The sequence below is a fragment of the Paenibacillus sp. RU5M genome (genome assembly GCF_900221055.1).
Lineage (GTDB): Bacteria > Bacillota > Bacilli > Paenibacillales > Paenibacillaceae > Paenibacillus > Paenibacillus marchantiae.
Genome location: NZ_OBQM01000001.1, coordinates 201,322 through 219,669 on the forward strand (window position 1 = coordinate 201,322; position 18,348 = coordinate 219,669).

Annotated in this window: 18 protein-coding genes; 10 read left to right on the top strand and 8 right to left on the bottom strand. The window is 47.2% G+C overall.

Translation table 11 applies throughout. The annotated features are described in order from the left end of the window. Positions 1 to 88 precede the first annotated feature (88 nt). A complete protein-coding gene (locus CRO25_RS01025; RefSeq protein ID WP_079694138.1) occupies positions 89 to 2,071 on the top strand; it encodes an ATP-dependent DNA helicase in 1,983 nt (660 codons plus the stop codon). Between the two features lie 140 nt (positions 2,072 to 2,211). Here the strand turns inward: CRO25_RS01025 and cysK are convergent, their stop codons facing one another. The 4 genes from cysK to CRO25_RS01045 form a co-directional block, all read right to left on the bottom strand. After that, positions 2,212 to 3,171 (bottom strand): cysteine synthase A, encoded by a 960-nt coding sequence (gene cysK / locus CRO25_RS01030; protein WP_218670771.1) that lies wholly within the window; start codon positions 3,169 to 3,171, stop codon positions 2,212 to 2,214. A gap of 281 nt (positions 3,172 to 3,452) precedes the next feature. After that, positions 3,453 to 3,839: a hypothetical protein gene (locus CRO25_RS01035; RefSeq protein ID WP_064636668.1), complete on the bottom strand. Its 387-nt coding sequence runs from the start codon at positions 3,837 to 3,839 to the stop codon at positions 3,453 to 3,455. A 393-nt stretch (positions 3,840 to 4,232) separates the two neighbouring features. Further along, positions 4,233 to 4,466, bottom strand: a complete 234-nt coding sequence (locus CRO25_RS01040; RefSeq protein ID WP_063565650.1) for a hypothetical protein — start codon at positions 4,464 to 4,466, stop codon at positions 4,233 to 4,235. Beyond that, positions 4,463 to 5,500 (bottom strand): nucleotide-binding protein, encoded by a 1,038-nt coding sequence (locus CRO25_RS01045; RefSeq protein WP_079694137.1) that lies wholly within the window; start codon positions 5,498 to 5,500, stop codon positions 4,463 to 4,465. The genes CRO25_RS01040 and CRO25_RS01045 overlap by 4 nt, the downstream gene beginning before the upstream one ends. Positions 5,501 to 6,416: 916 nt before the next feature. Here CRO25_RS01045 and CRO25_RS01055 point away from each other — a divergent pair. Continuing rightward, positions 6,417 to 7,139, top strand: coding sequence for a YitT family protein (locus CRO25_RS01055; RefSeq protein WP_063565653.1), 723 nt, complete (start codon positions 6,417 to 6,419; stop codon positions 7,137 to 7,139). Positions 7,140 to 7,329: 190 nt separating this feature from the next. Here CRO25_RS01055 and CRO25_RS01060 read toward each other — a convergent pair whose 3' ends face one another. Beyond that, positions 7,330 to 7,803 (bottom strand): DUF2188 domain-containing protein, encoded by a 474-nt coding sequence (locus CRO25_RS01060; RefSeq protein WP_063565654.1) that lies wholly within the window; start codon positions 7,801 to 7,803, stop codon positions 7,330 to 7,332. 223 nt (positions 7,804 to 8,026) lie between these two features. Between CRO25_RS01060 and CRO25_RS01065 the strand changes: the two genes are divergently transcribed. Further along, positions 8,027 to 8,827, top strand: coding sequence for a lipid II flippase Amj family protein (locus CRO25_RS01065; protein ID WP_079694135.1), 801 nt, complete (start codon positions 8,027 to 8,029; stop codon positions 8,825 to 8,827). A 193-nt stretch (positions 8,828 to 9,020) separates the two neighbouring features. On the opposite strand, the gene msrA is transcribed toward CRO25_RS01065, so the two are convergent. Both msrA and CRO25_RS01075 read right to left on the bottom strand, forming a co-directional pair. Continuing rightward, positions 9,021 to 9,983, bottom strand: coding sequence for a peptide-methionine (S)-S-oxide reductase MsrA (gene msrA, locus CRO25_RS01070; RefSeq protein WP_079694134.1), 963 nt, complete (start codon positions 9,981 to 9,983; stop codon positions 9,021 to 9,023). A gap of 128 nt (positions 9,984 to 10,111) precedes the next feature. Continuing rightward, positions 10,112 to 10,723 (bottom strand): TVP38/TMEM64 family protein, encoded by a 612-nt coding sequence (locus CRO25_RS01075; RefSeq protein ID WP_063565657.1) that lies wholly within the window; start codon positions 10,721 to 10,723, stop codon positions 10,112 to 10,114. A gap of 200 nt (positions 10,724 to 10,923) precedes the next feature. On the opposite strand from CRO25_RS01075, the gene CRO25_RS01080 reads away from it, so the two are divergent. Beyond that, positions 10,924 to 11,862, top strand: coding sequence for a Gfo/Idh/MocA family protein (locus CRO25_RS01080; RefSeq protein ID WP_079694133.1), 939 nt, complete (start codon positions 10,924 to 10,926; stop codon positions 11,860 to 11,862). 83 nt (positions 11,863 to 11,945) lie between these two features. Continuing rightward, on the top strand, positions 11,946 to 12,260 hold the full coding sequence (locus tag CRO25_RS01085; RefSeq protein WP_079694132.1) for a hypothetical protein: 315 nt from the start codon (positions 11,946 to 11,948) through the stop codon (positions 12,258 to 12,260). A 41-nt stretch (positions 12,261 to 12,301) separates the two neighbouring features. Here the strand turns inward: CRO25_RS01085 and CRO25_RS01090 are convergent, their stop codons facing one another. After that, positions 12,302 to 13,120 (bottom strand): AraC family transcriptional regulator, encoded by an 819-nt coding sequence (locus CRO25_RS01090; protein WP_063565659.1) that lies wholly within the window; start codon positions 13,118 to 13,120, stop codon positions 12,302 to 12,304. 189 nt (positions 13,121 to 13,309) lie between these two features. Between CRO25_RS01090 and CRO25_RS01095 the strand changes: the two genes are divergently transcribed. The 5 genes from CRO25_RS01095 to CRO25_RS01115 all read left to right on the top strand — a co-directional run bounded on the left by CRO25_RS01095 (position 13,310) and on the right by CRO25_RS01115 (position 18,191). Next, on the top strand, positions 13,310 to 14,422 hold the full coding sequence (locus CRO25_RS01095; protein WP_079694131.1) for a Gfo/Idh/MocA family protein: 1,113 nt from the start codon (positions 13,310 to 13,312) through the stop codon (positions 14,420 to 14,422). 27 nt (positions 14,423 to 14,449) lie between these two features. Further along, positions 14,450 to 15,214, top strand: coding sequence for a sugar phosphate isomerase/epimerase (locus tag CRO25_RS01100; RefSeq protein WP_063565661.1), 765 nt, complete (start codon positions 14,450 to 14,452; stop codon positions 15,212 to 15,214). Further along, a complete protein-coding gene (locus tag CRO25_RS01105; RefSeq protein WP_079694130.1) occupies positions 15,207 to 16,289 on the top strand; it encodes a Gfo/Idh/MocA family protein in 1,083 nt (360 codons plus the stop codon). Before CRO25_RS01100 ends, CRO25_RS01105 begins: the two co-directional genes overlap by 8 nt. A gap of 180 nt (positions 16,290 to 16,469) precedes the next feature. Further along, positions 16,470 to 17,438, top strand: coding sequence for a sugar phosphate isomerase/epimerase (locus CRO25_RS01110; RefSeq protein WP_024631039.1), 969 nt, complete (start codon positions 16,470 to 16,472; stop codon positions 17,436 to 17,438). A 24-nt stretch (positions 17,439 to 17,462) separates the two neighbouring features. Continuing rightward, positions 17,463 to 18,191 (top strand): ThuA domain-containing protein, encoded by a 729-nt coding sequence (locus CRO25_RS01115; protein WP_063565663.1) that lies wholly within the window; start codon positions 17,463 to 17,465, stop codon positions 18,189 to 18,191. The last annotated feature ends 157 nt before the right edge of the window (positions 18,192 to 18,348 follow it).

Sequence of the window (18,348 nt, forward strand, 5' to 3'; positions counted from 1 at the left end):
TTGTCACCCGCCTCATGGCGTGGGATAATTAACTTTTGCCCAGCGGCCTTTTTTGAACGGAAATGAAATTTGGACCGCTTGTCTAAGAATGGAGGCTGACCTAGGATTGTCTACACAACGTTATCCTTTTGCATATGATCCGGCAGAGCCCTTTGTATCCCGTTTAGGGGAATGGGTTGCCGATGTTTTTTACGATATTTTGCCTGAATCCGGCTTCGAGGTACGGGATGAACAGATTTTTATGGCGTACCAGCTCGAACGGGCCTATGGAGATAAAAAGACCATTATGGCTGAGGCTGGTGTGGGAACAGGAAAGACATTAGTCTATCTGCTCTATGCGGTCTGTTATGCACGTTATACGGGGAAACCGGCGGTGATTGCCTGTGCGGATGAGTCCTTGATTGAACAGCTCGTGAAGCCGGGCGGAGATATTGCGAAGCTGGCTGCACATCTGGACTTGGAAGTAGACGCACGTCTGGGCAAGTCACCGGACCAATACGTCTGTCTGAACAAATTAAGTGCGGTGCGATTTGCGGACGAGGACGCGCAGGTGATCGAAGAGGTGCATGAGAGCCTTCCGGATTTTGTGAATACGCCGGGTACGCTTCAGGCATTCCATCCGTATGGTGACCGCAAACAGTATCCACATCTGAATGATCGCCAGTGGAATAAAATCAACTGGGACCCGTTCCAGGATTGCTTCGTTTGTCCCAAACGTCAACGCTGTGGTCTGACGTTATCACGTGACCACTACCGCCGTTCCAAGGACATCATCATCTGTTCCCATGATTACTATATGGAGCATGTGTGGACCTATGAAGCGCGCAAACGCGAGGGACAATTGCCATTGCTGCCTGATCACAGCTCGGTTGTATTTGATGAAGGACATTTGCTGGAAGAAGCGGCCCTGAACGCACTGAGCTACAAATTGAAACACCGCATCTTCGAGGAACTGGTTACCCGTCTGCTTGAAGGGGAGATTCGTGAATCCCTCGCGGAGCGTGTGGATGAAGCGATTGAGAGCAGTGAGCGATTGTTTGCGCTGCTGGATACGTATACGGTGGCGATTCCGGGATCGGAACGGAAAGAAGTGCGGGTAGAACCGCCGTTGCTTCGTGAGATTGAACGACTGACCAGCGTATTGGATGCGATCGGCGAAGAATTGGTATTTGAGAGCGGATTGTTCTCACTGGATGGCTATCAGATGCGTGTAGTGGAAGAACATTTGGACATGATTCAGTCTGCACTTGCGTTGTTCCGTAAGGAAGATGGGTACATCTGCTGGGCTGAAGAGAGCGAAGACGAGACAACCTTATCGATCATGCCGCGTACCGTGAAGGAAATTCTGAACGAGCGTGTATTTAATACAGGCATTCCGATTGTCTTCTCGTCCGCAACGTTATCTGTGGATAATTCATTCCGTTATGTGGCAGACAGTCTGGGGATAGATGATTTTGTATCGTTCTCAGTGGCTTCTCCATATGACTATGCAGACAAAATGCAGATGAAGATTACAGATGAAACCGTACCTGGTCGCCCGGAAAACGAAAATCGGTTGCGTGACGCCGTGACGCTGCTTCAGGAGAGTGGGGGCCGTGCGCTGATTCTGTTCCGTACGATGGAAGAGCTGCGTGCATTCAAGCAGGACATCGTTCATGTACCTGAGGCTCAAGGGTTACGCTTTATGTATGAGGGAGATCGGGAGATTAGTGACCTGATTGCCGCTTTCCAGGAGGATGAGGAGAGCGTGCTGTGCTCCGTCAATCTGTGGGAAGGTCTGGATGTTCCAGGACCGTCATTATCCAATGTCATGATCTGGTCGCTCCCGTATCCACCACAGGACCCTGTATTTAATGCAAAACGTACAGCGTCAGCGGCACCTTATGAAGAGATCGATCTTCCATACATGTTGCTGCGCGTGAAGCAAGGTCTGGGACGTTTGATTCGGACCAGCAGTGATTCGGGTACCGCCGCGATTCTCGATGAATCGTTATACAGCAAAAAGGAAGCCAAAGACCGCATTGCGGCTCTGCTTCCCGAAGGTGTAGAATGGACAACCCTGACTCACTAGTTCACATTTATATTTAGAATATTTATCTTAACTGGCTCCTTTCCAGAATAAGTACTTGTACGCTACGGATTCAACGTCCAGCTGTGATCAAGCGCTCATTTTGGAGGGGAGTCTTTAACTTGTGTAAGAGTTTTTCTTTGTTAAAAAATACCCATGCTCAAATACCGTTCCCCGGTATCGGGCGCAATGCAGAGCACTCGGTGACCCGGCCCCAGTTCCCGCGCGATGCGCAGGGAGGCCCACACCGAAGCGCCAGAGGAAGGGCCGAGTAGCAGCCCTTCCCGGGCAGCAAGCTGCCGCATCGTATCCAGTGCATCCTCATCGGACACCTGGATAATGGCATCCCACACGTCGGTATTCAGAATGTCCGGAATGAACCCCGGACTTGTACCGACGAGCTTGTGGGGTCCGGGCTCGCCGCCGGACAGCACAGGTGAACCTTTCGGCTCTACCGCATAGATACTAATGTCCGGCAGCTGTTTGCGCAGTTCTTCTCCCGTTCCGGTGATCGTACCGCCTGTTCCCGCCGTGGCGATAAAGGCGTCCAGCTTGCCTTCCATCTGCTGCATAATTTCGGGAGCCGTGGTGATCCGGTGGATGTCCGGGTTCGCCTGATTTTCAAATTGCTGGGGAATGAAACTACCTGGAATGTCGGCCTGAAGTTCTTTGGCCTTGCGAATCGCACCAGGCATCCGTTCCGCAGCAGGGGTAAGTACGACATCTGCGCCATAGGCTTTCAGAATGTTGATGCGTTCCTTGGACATGTTGTCCGGCATGATCAGAATGGCCTTATATCCTTTGGCAGCAGCATTCATCGCAAGACCGATGCCGGTATTGCCGCTGGTCGGTTCGATAATGGTTGCGCCGGGAAGCAGTAGTCCTGCCCGTTCAGCCTGAACGATCAGGTTATAGGCGGCGCGGTCTTTGACGCTGCCGCTCGGATTGAAATATTCCAGCTTGACGTATATGTCAGCGGAATCGCTACCTGTAAGTCTGTTCAGTTTAACGGCAGGTGTCTGGCCGATCAGCTCAGTAACATCTGCGGCAATGCCTGTATGTGCGGGTGTTTGATTTTTAATTAAATGCGAATTCAAGTCCATGAAGTACAGCTCCTTGATTGATAGACGTTGAAAGCAATTCCAATGAACAAGTCTGTCTGCCGTTAATGGCTGGCAGGCTTGTTTGCTTATAGGAATTCATTTTCACTACAAGTCTGAACAGAATGTACAGACTTGTCTATTCCATCTTAATGAACGCAGCCTCCCGGGGTCAACCTGTTTCGATTAGGCAGAAGGGTGAGGAGTCTAAGGAGTAAGTGAACTAAGTGGACGAAGAAATGTGAATTTCAAACTATGACGGGTACATTTAGCAGATGAATCAGCTATAACGGCTGGGTCAAGTCCATATCCAGATGCCGACTAAGCTCTTTTTTGACTTCATTCCGCGCGAACGTCCACAGCATATAGAACCGCTGCAAATATCCTCTGCACAGATACTGGGTTTCGATTCCATCAACTTGCCGTTTTTCCTCCAGAACCTTGACGCCACGAGTTCTCATCTGTTTGCGAAGCGTCAGCATTTCCTTAAGTACATCATTCTGAATGCGGGTTAGAGACAGAATGTAGACCTCTGGCATTTTCAGCTGCAACGTATCCAAAGTGCGAATATCCCGTTCAAGCACATCCAGCAGCAGGGTGCGTACTACCATGCTTTTAATCAATCGGTGGTCTTCATCCGCAGGGGATGGGGCGGAAGGGGATGATGACATACTTTCACTTCCTTAACCTTGAATTCGGACATGTTCTTATTTACAGAACGTATGTTCTTATATTATAATCAATATATGCAATGATGATACACAATACAACCGAGAAATATTGGAAGTAGTACATATGCGATTTATGCTGAGGTTGTAGGCGGTGAAATAGGGACAAGCCTTCTCCAAAATAAGGTATAATTTTTGGGTTTTGCAGGAAACCTAAGGACATAAAGAAAACGACTTAATGCATCAGAGTAAGAGATGAAGAGCTTTTGGTTCGTTGATCGGCGAAGGTTATGAAGAATTGCGAAAGTGATTGCAACAAAAAAGCCCCTGCCTTGGGCGGCGGGGCCAGATGATCTGCCGAACCAGACGGCAGAGTTGTATATGAGCATAAAGCGGTTAAGCCAGATACTGAGGCTTCTCGTAAAGAGCCTCTTTTTCCAGAATCACTTTGTAAGGTCTTTCTTTACCCTTCAGGGAAGGGCCAATCGTAGTCAGCGGTACGGCCGGTTTGTGGAAACGATCTTCTTCCTTGGGTTCCGGAACCGGTCGTGATGATTCGGGCGCAGAACTGAGGCGTACCTTTTTGTCGCTGCCCCAGCGCTTGCTTATTTTTTTCGTTTCCGGTTTCATTCCGGTTCGCCTCCTAACAAATCGTTGATGGCGTTGAACAGATGACGATTCTCTAAATCCATCTGCTGAAATATCGCCTCATCCGCTTCAATATGTCCAATAATGTGAACTGTAATTACATATCTCTTGGCTACAGGATAGCATAGCAGATACTCTTTCTCAAGATAATCGTCATAGAGGTTGATCTTGATTTTGTTCTCCAGGTAAGAATCAATGACCAGAATGCGCTTCGGATCATCGGGCTGCTTGTCGTCATTGGCGGACAAGTTATATTTTCTTCCCGGTTCCCCAACGTTACCACATAATTGCTCAATATGACCACTGTCATCTGTACGGTATATGGCAGTCCCGCGTACAGCGAATGGAGGATGGGAGACAAAGGCACTGCGAAGTGCATCGCTCATTCGGTTCAGCATTGCCGCATCTGGTTTACGGGTACGCAGTAATTCCCTGAAGAATCGCAGCAGCTTAAGCAGCTGCAACCGTGCTTCCCCCTCAGACAGTTTATGCTTCTCAATGATTTTCTCTACTTCAGGATCGCTCCAACGTCCCTGCTCTTCGATGCTGTCTGCGATTTTGGAACAGGCCACCGAGACGGCTGGCGCCCATTTCCCGTCTGAACGAATTTCATAAACCAGTGGATTTAACCCCAGCAGATCTGTGGGCATACGTAAACCTTCGATCTTGCTGGCGTCTTTGATGTCAGTAATATCCTCTGGAAGAATGAAAAAAATACGCTTTCGTCCTAACCGACCCATAAACAAACCCATTTCCAGCATTGTATTATCACGGACAGAGGCATAGTACTTCCCACGAATTTTCGATATATCATCCGGATGAAAAATAAAAATGGCAAAGTCTGTTGTACGCACTTCTGCTTCCAAATCGTCCATGGTATAGCTGCTTGGATTAAAAACTCCGGAGTACCAAGGGGTAACTTCGGCCGAGAAACGCAAGTTTTCGTGTACTGCGGCTGCAATCGGCTTCGCTTCCAGCGAGCAGCCAATAAAGACTCTTGGCTTTAACGTTTTCATAATCCGCCTCGCTTAAACGGTAGTGGGGATTCAATTGTTATATTATACCATAAACAGCAGAGTAAGTCTGGAAACGTTTAACTGGACCCAAGATAAGCCGATTACATTTGCTATAGTGTATGTGCAAGAGGGAAATGATTCCTTTAAAATCCGCGGAAAAATAAAAAATGGACCCAAATTGTCACAGTTGGGTGACTGGACAGTTATATTTGGAAGCTTCAGTCATAGAATGAAGGAGCAGGTAGCACCATTAGCTAGAGAAGCTTGTCCTGGTGTGGCTGTTTGACGGCTCAAGCAGGTCAGAGTGTGCTTTTTGCGCATATTTGAAGGGTCTGCTGTTTCGACCCAATCACATCGGTGTTATATAATAGAAGAACAAGCAAGTTAGCTTAGATTTTTAAACTGAATTAAATATTACACATGTCTATATAAGGTTCACTAAATTTTTTACACGAGAACGTAGAGTGCAGAACCCGTCTGGAGAAGCGAAGCGCTCGCCTTTATCACAGGATTTTTCCCTTAGGAAAAGGGAATCAAAAAATCCGGGGATAACAGCGATCGAAAGAGGGTACTGCAATCGAAGTGGTTAAGTGTAAAGTTTATATGGTCTTATGCATGGTGTAATATTCATCAGTTTAATTGGCACAGCTAACCACCAACAGACAGAAAGGATCAGGATACCATGAGTTCCCGAAGGATAATTTCCCCAAGGACGATCTGGAAACGTTACGATCTCTCTTACACTTAGCGCCCCTTGTAGAGTACACCACCGTAAAGAAAAAAACGGCTGACTCTGCGAAAGAGGGGATTGGAATGAATAATATTCGAAGGACAAATACGATGATTTCTTCCAGGCTTGCCTTTTGCAGGGTACGGTCGGTGCAAACCAACCTTTACAAACTGCGAGGGAACCTGAATGAAGAGAACATCGTTAACCTTACAACAAGTTAAGACAGAGGCGGTAAAGTTCGCCATTATGCTGCTCGGAACATTTATTTTGGCATTTGCCTACTATCACATTAATTTTCAGAATCATTTATCGGAGGGCGGATTTGTCGGTCTGGCCCTGCTTGGAAAGTACGCGACAGGCTTATCACCTGCTATTGGCATGCTGCTGCTGGATATTCCAGTCATGATTCTGGCCTGGTTCCTCAAGGGCTGGAAGTTCATGATTCAGGCGCTGCTGGGTGTTGCCGCATTCTCATTGTTCTATGACGGGTTTGAGCGGTACTCCACCCTGGTTATTCCGTTTCACGGTAATTTGTGGATTCCGGCAGTCTTGTCCGGTGTTATCACCGGCGTGGGTGCTGGTATGGTGCTTCGATTCGGAGGAGCAACAGGTGGAGACGACATTCTGGCGGTGCTCATTAGCCGTTGGAAGGGCTGGAAGCTGGGAACGGTTTTCTTTGTCAGCGATGCGTTTGTACTCGGATTGTCGCTTTTCTTTCTACCGGTAAAAGAAACTTTATATACCATTCTGGCCGTATGGATTGCCAGTAAAGTGATTACGTATATGGTCAGTTTCCCGGCTCGCCGGACGGTTACGACCTCAGCTGTGAAGCTGCCCGTGTCGACTGCTGCCAAAGTAGTCAGCGGTGCTTCACAACGAGCTCCTGTGGCTAGAGGGGTTTCGCATTAAACGTAACGGCCACCCTATTCGAAATGAATGTTGTTCAAGTAAGGTGGGCTTGCCTCATACCAAACACAAAGCCCTTTTGCATGCTTGATGGGAATCATTCCATTAGCGGCGAAAGGGCTTTTTTGCTTACCTTTATTAAAACAAATAGACGTAATACATTCACGATATTTCTATTTTAGAACAGATTCACTCAAGGCTTGATGGAAGAGGCAATTTGCCCATCTTCATTATGGATAATAGCCCGAATGTTTTGTTTTTCACTCTTTTCTTTGGCAGCATCCACAGCTTCGGCTTTGGTTCGGAACGTAGCCAGAGATTTGGATTGACCTTCTTCCTTGATGGCCCAGCCAGAGTCGGTAGGAACGACATGAATATTATCATGGCTTTTGGAAGAAGAGACAGGTTCGGAATGACGGCGTGGAGATGAAGATTTTCCATGCTCCGATTTGCTGTCTGATGAAGTATGTTTTGTAGCCTGCTTCGAATGCTTCGATGTGGGATGATTCTCATCCCATTCTTCCGCTTTGGCAGTCGCGATTGCAATGGAGCGTCCTTCCTCATAACCGTCATCCAGCAATGCATTGGCAATCTCAATGGCCTTATGTCTGACACGAGGCTCCAGATTTTTCATGGAAACGGGATAATCCTGTTTGTTCCACGGCATATTGATTCCCTCCTGTACAATATAAGTTATTTGTATATTACCCTGCACCCGGATGAATAAACGATTATTGTGGAGAACTTCGAAGCGTGTGCTGTATTTTTGTGCATTCTACTGTTCAACTTCTTAGTGCTTTTCTATACTTTTATGTGGATGAGGAGTATAATGCTTCCATACTTGAAATTACAATAGAAGCACATTAGGAAAAAGATAAGGAGATTTACATATGTTTAGTTTGAGCCTAGCCATTCCTATGTTATTTACCATGCTTATTCATGCGGCTGACAGCCTGTCCTATGCACTGCGCCTTGGGGGATTACGCACTCGCCGAATAGCGCTGGCCTTGTCCCTGTCCGGAATTTTGTTGCTGGTGTCGCGCACCTCCAATATGGCCCAAGGGCCGATGGTAGGCAATCTGGTGGATACTGCGGCGCATGGAGGGAACCCACACTTTGCAGCGCAACTGCACTGGCTGATGGGTGCGGCTACGATAGGAACGGCCTTGGCTATTCTAAGTTTTCCAACGATGGTCAAGCTCGCTTCCCGAATGGTCGTTCATTTTGAGGCGGCAGGATCGATTCCTTCCATGGTTCGAGGACTGATGAAACGCAGCAAGCTCAAAAACGCGATGTATTATATTACCCCGCCATCATGGAAAATGGCAAAACTATTGGTACAAAACGGAATGCCCAGACGTCTAATGACGTTGAACATAGCGGTGACAGCAATCTATACGACTGGGGTCCTGTCCAGTCTGTACGCTGCGTATCTTTATCCGGGTCAGGCTGTAGCTGCTTCGCAATCCACCGGACTCATTAATGGAGTAGCGACCATTTTGTTAACCATCCTGATTGATCCTCGTATTTCGTTACTCAGCGACAAATCTCTGCGTGGTGAAATTCGGCTGGATCGAATGAATCAGATCTATGGCTGTATGCTTGTATCCCGTTTATTTGGTACATTGTTGGCGCAGTTGTTATTGATTCCATTTGCTTACTGGATCGGCTGGATTGTGAGTATGATGTAAGCCAATTTCAATCTATATACAAAAAAAAGCAAACTAAAAAGGGGCTTCCCATATGTCATAAAGATGACGGGAAGCCCCTTTTAGTCTTAATTAATGTCTAACGAACTGAGCACAAGTTAATACTCCAATTCCCTCAAGTCTGTGGATTAACGAATCGTAGAGGCATTATTTCCGTGCATCTACGAACCATTACTTAATTAAACAGTACGGCGTACTCGGCATATCCTTCTTTTTCAAGGTCTTCTTTGGGTACAAAACGAAGGGCTGCGGAATTGATGCAATAACGCATTCCACCAGCTTCGGCAGGGCCGTCATTGAATAGGTGACCCAAATGGGAATCCCCTTCACGACTTCTCACTTCGGTACGAATCATGAAATGGCTGAGATCCGTTTTTTCCTTCACATTGTAGTCCCGCAGTGGACGGGTGAAACTTGGCCAGCCGCAGCCGGAATCGTATTTGTCGGTGGAACTGAACAGTGGCTCACCGGATACGATGTCCACGTAAATTCCGTCACCATGGTGGTCCCAGAACTCGTTCTGAAATGCTGGTTCGGTTGCGTTGTTCTGGGTAACTTCGAACTGCAGCGGCGTCAGACGCTCTTTCAGGCCGTCTTTATCCACTTTGCCGGACCAGTTGCTTTCGATAAAGTCTTCACGTCCAGAACCTTTACGGTACCGTTTGTAGTGCGCAGGATTTTTGTGATGGTACCCTTGGTGATGCTCCTCTGCTTCATAGAACGTTTTCGCTGGCAAAATCGGTGTGAAAATTGGTTTGTCAAAACGTCCGCTTTGTGCCAAAGCTGCTTTGGAAGCTTCTGCGATCTGGCGTTGTTCTTCACTGTGATAGAAGATGGCCGTCTGGTAAGATGATCCACGGTCATGGAATTGTCCACCCGTATCCGTTGGGTCGATCTGTTGCCAGAACAATTCAACGAGCTTCTCATATGGGAAGATGGCCGGGTCGAATGTAATTTGAACGGCCTCTACGTGACCAGTCGTTTCCGAGCAGACCTCCTCATATGTGGGGTTCTCCGTATGTCCTCCTGTATAACCCGATACAATCTTATGAATGCCGGGTAGTTCCTCGAAGGGGGATACCATACACCAGAAGCACCCGCCTGCAAAAGTTGCTTTTTCACTAGTATGTTGTTCCATGCTATAGTCACTCCATTTCTGATGAAGAATGATATTTTGGCTTACTCTTCTATTATATCCCGAATTGGCAAGCCAACCAAGCAGGATCGTAAAGAGGATGAATCTGAAATGTTTCTGACTGTTCCCACTTAGGCTTTTTTACGAGAGCGTAAGCGAAACAAGAGCAATATTATCGTCATGAACACCAGATAACCGGCAAGGATTAGCAGGCTCACCCAGATTGATGTTTCTGCTTGTGCACCTGCATAGGCAAAAACAAAAATCGCAGGCAGTTTGCCAATTGCCGTCGCAACCATGAAGACCCAGAATGGGGTATAGGTAATGCCCGCGTAGATATTAACCGCCATTTGGGGCACGATGGGCAGCAGTCGCATAGACACGATACCCATGAAGGGATGAGCCTCCATCCATGTTGTAAATCGATTCAAACCCCGAATGCGTTCGAGATAGGATCTGGCCTGATTTCGGAATATCGTCCTCGCTCCGGTGTATACCAGCAGTGCAGCAAATGTGGTCCCAAGCCAGCATATCCAGGCTGCTGTTGCAGTACCGTAACTATAGCCAAAGGCAATAATGACGATTTTGTACGGAATTACGGGTACAAGAGCAAACAATGTCGCCATGGCTAGTAAAAGTGGAATGGACTGATGCAGATCGGTCCAGGCCAGCAGTTCATATCTGTAAATAAACGTGACTCCGGCAAGTAAAACATATAAGAGGAGCCATAACCATTTTCGCAAAATCCCAAACGCTCCTTTCAGACCAGGAAGGTATTACTGTATCCCAATCCGTATTGCTTTCTCTCTAAAGTTTACCACGTTCAACCAAAGGATGGACAATTCATGGCGGTTCTAGCTGCAATCACTGGCATGTTGCTGCCTGAAGGGTTACACTATAGGACGTAGAAATATAGAACTCATCTGAAGGTGGAATGATCATAATGGAAACAACCAAGCGAACCCGTGCTGCGATCATCGGACTCGGGGACATTGCACGTAAAGTATATTTGCCGCTGTTGACTGCCCACTCGGACGTGGAAATTGCGGGGATTATGAACCGTTCTCTCGAGCCGGTGAAGGAAATACAGCATACCTATAGATTGAACAATGGAACAACGGATATGAAAGAATTGTTGTCCTGGGATCTGGATGCGGTGTTTGTACATACAGCGACAGAAGCTCATTTTGACATCGTTATGCAATGTTTGGAGCGGGGGCTGGCAGTATATGTGGACAAACCGCTGTCCTATACGTTACGGGAGTCGGAAGAAATGACCGCATTTGCGGAAGCACAGGGTCTTCTTTTGGCGGTAGGTTTTAACCGGAGATTTGCACCTTTGTATCAAAACGCGAAGGAATGGATGCAGGCTGGACAAGGCTTTGAATCGTTGACAGTTACTAAACATCGGACAGGCATTCAGGATCGTCCTGCTGCGGAAACTATCTATGATGATCTGATTCATATTCTTGACCTGATGTTATGGTATTCGGATCACAATGTGCAGATGCTCCATCAGTGGATACGTAAAAATGACTTGGACCGACTGCTGCACGCCGCAGGATCAGCCAAGTTGGGTAGAACGGCATATGGCAGATTCGATATGGTACGCCAAGCAGGAGCGGATCTGGAGAAGCTTGAGCTATATGGCGGGGGAAGATCGGTAGAAGTGCTGAACATGGAAATAGCGAAGTATGAGGAACGCGGTGCACAGGAACGCAAGGAAACCTTTGGCAGCTGGGAAAGTATTTTGACCCGAAGAGGATTTACGGGAGCCATTGACCAATTTTTGGCAAATCTTGAAACCCCGGATGACTGTGCCATCAGTGCCAGTCACGTCATGGACAGTCATGACCTGGCTGAACAGCTTATCCGCGGTTAATCTTGCAGAAGGTTGTGCGGGAGTATAAATGAAGCCTTCCGCACCAATGATTCATTAAACGATAATGGAGGAAGAATAACACCATGGATGAATATGAAAAAGAACGCAACAAACAGATTGAGGAAGCTGTAATTGAGACGTATAAACAGGAAGAGGAAATGATGATTCTGGTATTTGCCCAGTGGTGTGTCAATCAGGGACTGGATCCGGAAGAGATGTACCGGCAAGCCTACCCGGAACAACGGAGCAACGAGCGTTTGCAGCAGGTGCTGAAGCTAGTTGTATCCAAGGAGGAAGCCGGTGACATTCCGGACGACACCGTATTGGGCGTGCTATCCATGTTTGGCAATGAAGATCTGGCTATGGTTGTATCCGAGGCGATTGCCGCGCGCAAATAAGTTTCGGTTACGGATAATACGTATACGTATTAATGAAGCGATTACATCTGTTCCCGGTGAATGACGCGGAATTCTTTGGGCGACATGCCGAACCGGGAGCGGAATACCCGGTGGAAATACGTATAATTGTTAAAGCCGGAAGATTCGGCTACATGTTCGAGTGTCATTGGACTGAAAATGATCCGTTCCCTGGCCATGTTCAGCCGTACATCCAGTGTATATTGCATAATACTTTTACCAAACGCTTCTTTGAAGAGATGAACTCCCCTTGAAACACTGATTCCAATATGGGTAGCTATATCTTCAAGCTTGAATAGAGAAGAAGCGTTCTCCTCGATGTAACTTTTAATCTCATATGCCACATAATTGGTGTTGGTAATCGTCGGATGCTCCGAGAGCATACGATCCACTTCAAGACAAAGAATTCGCATATAATAACTGGCGATTTCAGGGTACGGATTGGAAATACGGCGCTGCTCCAGTACGAGCTGTCGAAAAAGGGTAAGCAGGCTTTCGGTCAGCTGCACCTTGATCCGGTTCGGCCGCTTGTGATGTTTCCACCACTCATCCACCCAGTCCCCATTGAAGAAAATATGGTAATCACCACTCTCCACAAGTCGTTCACCCATCGGATTTTGTTCTTTGTCTATTCTCAGTTCATACGGCTCATCTGGACTAAACAGAAGCAGATCACCCGCATCAACAAGCGACATGGTGCCGTCTACACGTGCTCGGCAACGTCCGTCCGTCTGGAGTCTCAACAAGTAATTCTTTACTCCCTCAGGATGCAAGCCTATATAAGGTTTGCGATGAAACGAGAAGCCTGCTGTAAGAACCTGGCAGGAATAATCAGTCGGCATTGGCATACTCCTTGCAATTTGAAAATTATGACCAGATAGTTCATGTTTCGATCATATTATTCATTTTAATTGAAGCCGAAACGGAATACCATAGTATTAAATTCAAGTACAACACTTAAGCGTAAAACCTTCAATTCCAAATATGCAAATTTACAGGTTCTCACCATTCATAAGGAGATGAACATCACTGTGGAGAAAATGAAAGCGGGTATTATTGGTTGCGGTAACATTAGCGCCATTTATCTTGAAAATTTTAAAGATAATCCTCTCATTGAAGTGGTGGCTGTTGCGGATTTGATCCGTGAACGGGCACAAGAACGAGCTGATGAATTCAATATCGCAAGCGTTTACAATGTAGATGAGTTGCTGCAAGATAATGAAATTGAGCTTGTGCTAAACCTCACGGTTCCTGGAAGTCATGCCATGACTGATCTGGCTGTGCTTGAAGCAGGCAAACATGTGTATGCCGAGAAACCACTGGCAATCTCTCTTGAGGATGGTCGCAAGGTAATCGAACTGGCTGAGGAAAAAGGATTGTATGTTGGTTCAGCACCGGATACGTTCCTTGGCTCAGGTATTCAGACTGCCCGCAAGGCTATTGAAGAAGGACTGATCGGTAAACCGATTGCGGCAACATCATTCTTCATGGGTGGAGGGCCGGAGGCTTGGCATCCGAATCCGGAGTTCTTTTATGTCGCTGGTGGCGGACCGATGTTCGATATGGGGCCTTACTATTTGACCGCTCTGATTACTCTCCTTGGACCGATTCGCAGAATCAGTTCATCGGCAGGTGTACAGATCACGGACCGCGTTATTGGTTCCGGTCCGAAGGAAGGTACATCTCTTGAGGTACAGACGCCAACACACTTGGCAGGAACGATTGATTTTGAGGAAGGTGCCATTGCAACAATGATCACCAGCTTCGATATCCGGGGTGCTTCGGATTTGCCACGGATTGAAATCTACGGTACCGAAGGTACGATGAGCATACCGGATCCTAACTTTTTTAACGGGGAAGTGAAGCTCCGCAGATTTGGTCAGGACACATGGGAGACTGTGACGCCTGCTTTTGAGAGCAGACAGAACGAGCGTGGAATCGGCGTTACCGAAATGGTTGAATCCATTCGAGCCGGACGCGAACACAAGGCCAGTGGTAAGCTTGCCTATCATGTTCTTGAAGCTATGCATGCGTTCCAACGCTCCTCGCTTGAGGGCAAACACATCCAGCTGGAAAGCACTTATCAAGCAGGAGCAGAAAACAATACAGATGAAAATCAGTCAGAGGCTGTACAGTCACACTAATTGATCTCGGATGAGGTGAACCGGTAAATGTTGAAGGTTGGATTACAGCTATATACGGTACGGGATGAACTGGAGCAAGATTTCAAAGGTACACTCGCCAAGGTTGCAGAGCTTGGATATCAAGGCGTAGAGTTTCACAACTTTTACGGGCATAGCCCGGAAGAAGTAAAGGCCATTTTGGATGAATTCGGTCTGGAGATCGTGGGTACCCATGTTCAGTACAATAGTCTGATTGAGGATCTTGATGGCGTGATCGCTTATCACAAAGCCATCGGAAACAAAAACCTGATTGTCCCTTATCTGTCGGAAGAACAACGGCAATGGGATAACGTATTTGCTTCCCTGAATGAGATTGGTGAGAAATGTGCAGCGCAGGACATGGTGTTAATGTATCACAATCATGATTTTGAATTTACAGAGCAGGTTGAGGGTCAGCCGGCGTTATACGCGATGTATGATACCGTAACCGCTTCCCACCTGCAAGTGGAGCTGGATTCGTGTTGGGCTCACGCCGCAGGATACCCGCCAACGGAAGTCATCGCGAAGTATGCGGGACGTCTGCCACTTGTCCACTGGAAAGACATGCGCCGTTCAGAAGGCCAAGTCCTGACAGTGGAATTCGGCCAAGGTGAGGTAGATCTGGGAGCTGTAGCTACAGCGTCAGATCAGGCGGGAGCCGAGTGGCTTGTTGTGGAACAGGATGTATGTCAGAATCCTCCACTGCAAAGCATCGAGAGCAGTATGAACTGGATTAGAAAATATGCCGCTAATGGAGGACTTGTTCATGTCTAAAGTACTTAATATCGCCATCGTAGGTTGTGGCGGAATCGCCAAAGGTAAACATATGCCCAGCCTGTCCAAGCAATCTCAGGGCCGTATGGTCGCTTTCTGTGACATTGTGAAAGAACGTGCGGAGGAGGCAGCAGCCGAATTCGGTGCTGAGGGAGCTAAAGTATATACGGATTATCACGAGATGCTGAAGGATGAGAGTATTGATGTGGTACATGTGTGTACACCAAACGACTCCCACTCCGTTATCACGGTCGCTTCCCTTGAGGCGGGCAAACATGTAATGTGTGAAAAGCCAATGGCGAAAACGTCTGCACAAGCGCAGGCTATGCTGGAAGCCGCACAACGTACAGGCAAAAAGTTGTCCATTGCGTATCAGAACCGATTCCGCAATGACAGCCAATATCTGAAACAAATGTGTGAAGAAGGCGAGCTGGGCGATATTTATTTCGGTAAGGCGATTGCACTTCGCCGCCGTGCTGTACCTACCTGGGGTGTGTTCCTTGATGAGGAAAAGCAGGGTGGAGGACCGCTAATTGATATCGGTACGCATGCATTGGACCTGACTCTTTGGCTGATGGATAATTACAAGCCGAAGAGTGTTATGGGCTCAACTTTCCACAAGCTGGGTCAACGTGAGAATGCGGCCAATGCTTTTGGTCCGTGGGACCCGGAACAATTTAAGGTAGAGGATTCTGCATTCGGCTTTGTGACGATGGAGAATGGGGCTACAATTATCGTCGAGTCCAGCTGGGCGCTGAACGTAGCTGAGTTCGGCGAAGCGAAATCACTGCTTTGCGGAACAGAAGGTGGCGCGGATATGAAAGATGGTCTGCGTATCAATGGCGAGAAACGCAGCCGTCTGTTTGAAACTAAGGTAGATCTGGATGCAGGCGGGGTTGCTTTTTATTCCGGTAGTGCAGAAAATGAAGCGGATCGTGAAGCTAGAATGTGGCTTGAAGCGATCATAGAAGACAAAGATCCAGTTGTAAAACCTGAACAAGCCATCGTGGTTACTCAGATTCTTGAAGCGATCTACGAGTCTGCTCAGACAGGCAAAGCGGTTTATTTCGACTAAACCGACCGGATGTCATTTCCAATGAAATAACCAGTATTCTTACGTTTATTTTCAGGATAGAAAAGCTCTTGATTTTCCACAATAACGATACAATCATGTGATCTGAACGGTATATTTATGCAGTTCATGGTTCATAAAACCAGCAATTAATATGATATTTAATCTAGGGAGGAATCGCACTTGAAACTCGGCGTATTTTTGGTACTATTCGGAGGACGTAAATTGGAGGATGCACTCGACTATGTTGCATCCAAAGGCTTGAAAGCAGTAGAAATCGGAACTGGTGGACATCCAGGGAATGCTCATTGTAAACCGGATGAGCTTCTGAGCAACCCGACAGCATTGAAAAACTTCAAAAATGCAGTAGAATCTCGCGGTCTGACCATCAGCGCACTGAGCTGTCACGGTAACCCGCTTCATCCACAAAAGGATATTGCGAAAGGATTCCACGATGATTTCGTTAAGACGGTAGAACTGGCTGAGAAACTGGAAGTGCCTGTTGTAAACACATTCTCCGGTTGTCCGGGAGACCATGAGGATGCCAAATATCCGAACTGGCCTGTTGCACCATGGCCGAATGACTTCCAGGAAGTTCTTAAATGGCAATGGGACAACAAAGTTATCCCTTACTGGACAGAGTGGGGCAAATTCGCTGCAGATCACAATGTGAAAGTGGGACTGGAACTGCACGGTGGATTCTCGGTGCATACACCAGCTACCTTGCTGAGATTGCGTGAAGCAGCAGGCGAAGTGATTGGCGCTAACTTGGACCCGAGCCACATGTGGTGGCAAGGTATTGATCCGGTGCAAGCGATCCACATTCTGGGACGTGAAGGCGCGATTCATCACTTCCATGCGAAAGATACAACTATTGATCCAATTAACGTGAACAAATATGGTGTAACGGATATGCAGGATTATACAAACATGCTTGATCGTGCTTGGCAATTCCGCTCGGTCGGTTATGGTCACGATAACAAGACTTGGGCTGATATTATTAGTGCTCTGCGTCTGGTTGGATATGATTATGTCGTAAGTATTGAACACGAAGATGGTCTGATGTCGGTAGAAGAAGGATTCTCTAAAGCTGTGCAAAATCTCCAACAAGTATTGATTGAAGAGCCGCTGGGAGATATGTGGTGGGTTTAGAGTTACACTAGGGGGAAATTGAATATGATTAACGTCACCATTTGGAATGAATTTGTCCATGAGAAAATTCATGATGAAGTAAAAGAAGTCTACCCTGACGGTTTGCACATGGCGTTGGCAAACGGGCTGGGAGGCGAAGGCTTTGCCATTCGCACTGCAACACTGGATCAGCCTGAGCATGGATTAAGTGATGAGGTGCTGAATTCGACAGATGTGCTTATATGGTGGGGACATATGGCGCATGAGCGTGTGAGCGACGAGATTACACAGAAGGTTGCACAGCGAGTCCTGGATGGTATGGGGTTGATTGTGCTGCACTCTGGTCACTTCTCCAAGCCATTCAAAGCGCTGATGGGCACAAGTTGTGATCTGAAATGGCGTGAAGCTAATGAGCAGGAGATTATCTGGTGTGTGAATCCGTCCCATCCGATTGCCGAGGGAATCAATAGCAAGATCATTCTGGAAAAAGAAGAAATGTACGGAGAATTCTTCGATATTCCAGTACCGGATGAACTGGTGTTTGTAAGTAATTTCCAAGGCGGAGAGGTATTCCGAAGCGGATGCACGTTCCTCCGCGGTTCAGGAAAAATCTTCTATTTCCGTCCAGGTCATGAAACATACCCGACCTTCTACAATCCGGAAATTTTAAAAGTGATCAGCAATGGAGTGAAGTGGGCATATCCTACGCGCAACGTTAAGCCGGAATTTGGCTTCAGCGAGCCTGTAAGATCACTTGGTAACGTGCTGGTTTAAGCTGCAAATTGGCTGTATGAACGGATAAAATAAACGATATACCAAAGAACCCTTCTCCAAGTCAAGTATGACTGTGGCAGCTGGGTTCTTTTTGGGTAAGATAGCTACATGGGAGTTAGACGATATTTTCCCATGGTTCCGTTGTCCCATGTGATGT

What these genes read in the sequence shown, in the direction of transcription:
- CRO25_RS01105 (WP_079694130.1), top strand. Translation starts at nt 15,207, where the DNA reads ATGTCTAAAGTACTTAATATCGCCATCGTAGGTTGTGGCGGAATCGCC.
- CRO25_RS01040 (WP_063565650.1), bottom strand. Translation starts at nt 4,466, where the DNA reads ATGAAACCGGAAACGAAAAAAATAAGCAAGCGCTGGGGCAGCGACAAA.
- CRO25_RS01025 (WP_079694138.1), top strand. Translation starts at nt 89, where the DNA reads ATGGAGGCTGACCTAGGATTGTCTACACAACGTTATCCTTTTGCATAT.
- CRO25_RS01035 (WP_064636668.1), bottom strand. Translation starts at nt 3,839, where the DNA reads ATGTCATCATCCCCTTCCGCCCCATCCCCTGCGGATGAAGACCACCGA.
- msrA (WP_079694134.1), bottom strand. Translation starts at nt 9,983, where the DNA reads ATGGAACAACATACTAGTGAAAAAGCAACTTTTGCAGGCGGGTGCTTC.
- CRO25_RS01090 (WP_063565659.1), bottom strand. Translation starts at nt 13,120, where the DNA reads ATGCCGACTGATTATTCCTGCCAGGTTCTTACAGCAGGCTTCTCGTTT.
- CRO25_RS01060 (WP_063565654.1), bottom strand. Translation starts at nt 7,803, where the DNA reads ATGCCGTGGAACAAACAGGATTATCCCGTTTCCATGAAAAATCTGGAG.
- CRO25_RS01115 (WP_063565663.1), top strand. Translation starts at nt 17,463, where the DNA reads ATGATTAACGTCACCATTTGGAATGAATTTGTCCATGAGAAAATTCAT.
- CRO25_RS01045 (WP_079694137.1), bottom strand. Translation starts at nt 5,500, where the DNA reads ATGAAAACGTTAAAGCCAAGAGTCTTTATTGGCTGCTCGCTGGAAGCG.
- CRO25_RS01100 (WP_063565661.1), top strand. Translation starts at nt 14,450, where the DNA reads ATGTTGAAGGTTGGATTACAGCTATATACGGTACGGGATGAACTGGAG.
- CRO25_RS01065 (WP_079694135.1), top strand. Translation starts at nt 8,027, where the DNA reads ATGTTTAGTTTGAGCCTAGCCATTCCTATGTTATTTACCATGCTTATT.
- CRO25_RS01055 (WP_063565653.1), top strand. Translation starts at nt 6,417, where the DNA reads ATGAAGAGAACATCGTTAACCTTACAACAAGTTAAGACAGAGGCGGTA.
- CRO25_RS01080 (WP_079694133.1), top strand. Translation starts at nt 10,924, where the DNA reads ATGGAAACAACCAAGCGAACCCGTGCTGCGATCATCGGACTCGGGGAC.
- CRO25_RS01085 (WP_079694132.1), top strand. Translation starts at nt 11,946, where the DNA reads ATGGATGAATATGAAAAAGAACGCAACAAACAGATTGAGGAAGCTGTA.
- cysK (WP_218670771.1), bottom strand. Translation starts at nt 3,171, where the DNA reads ATGGACTTGAATTCGCATTTAATTAAAAATCAAACACCCGCACATACA.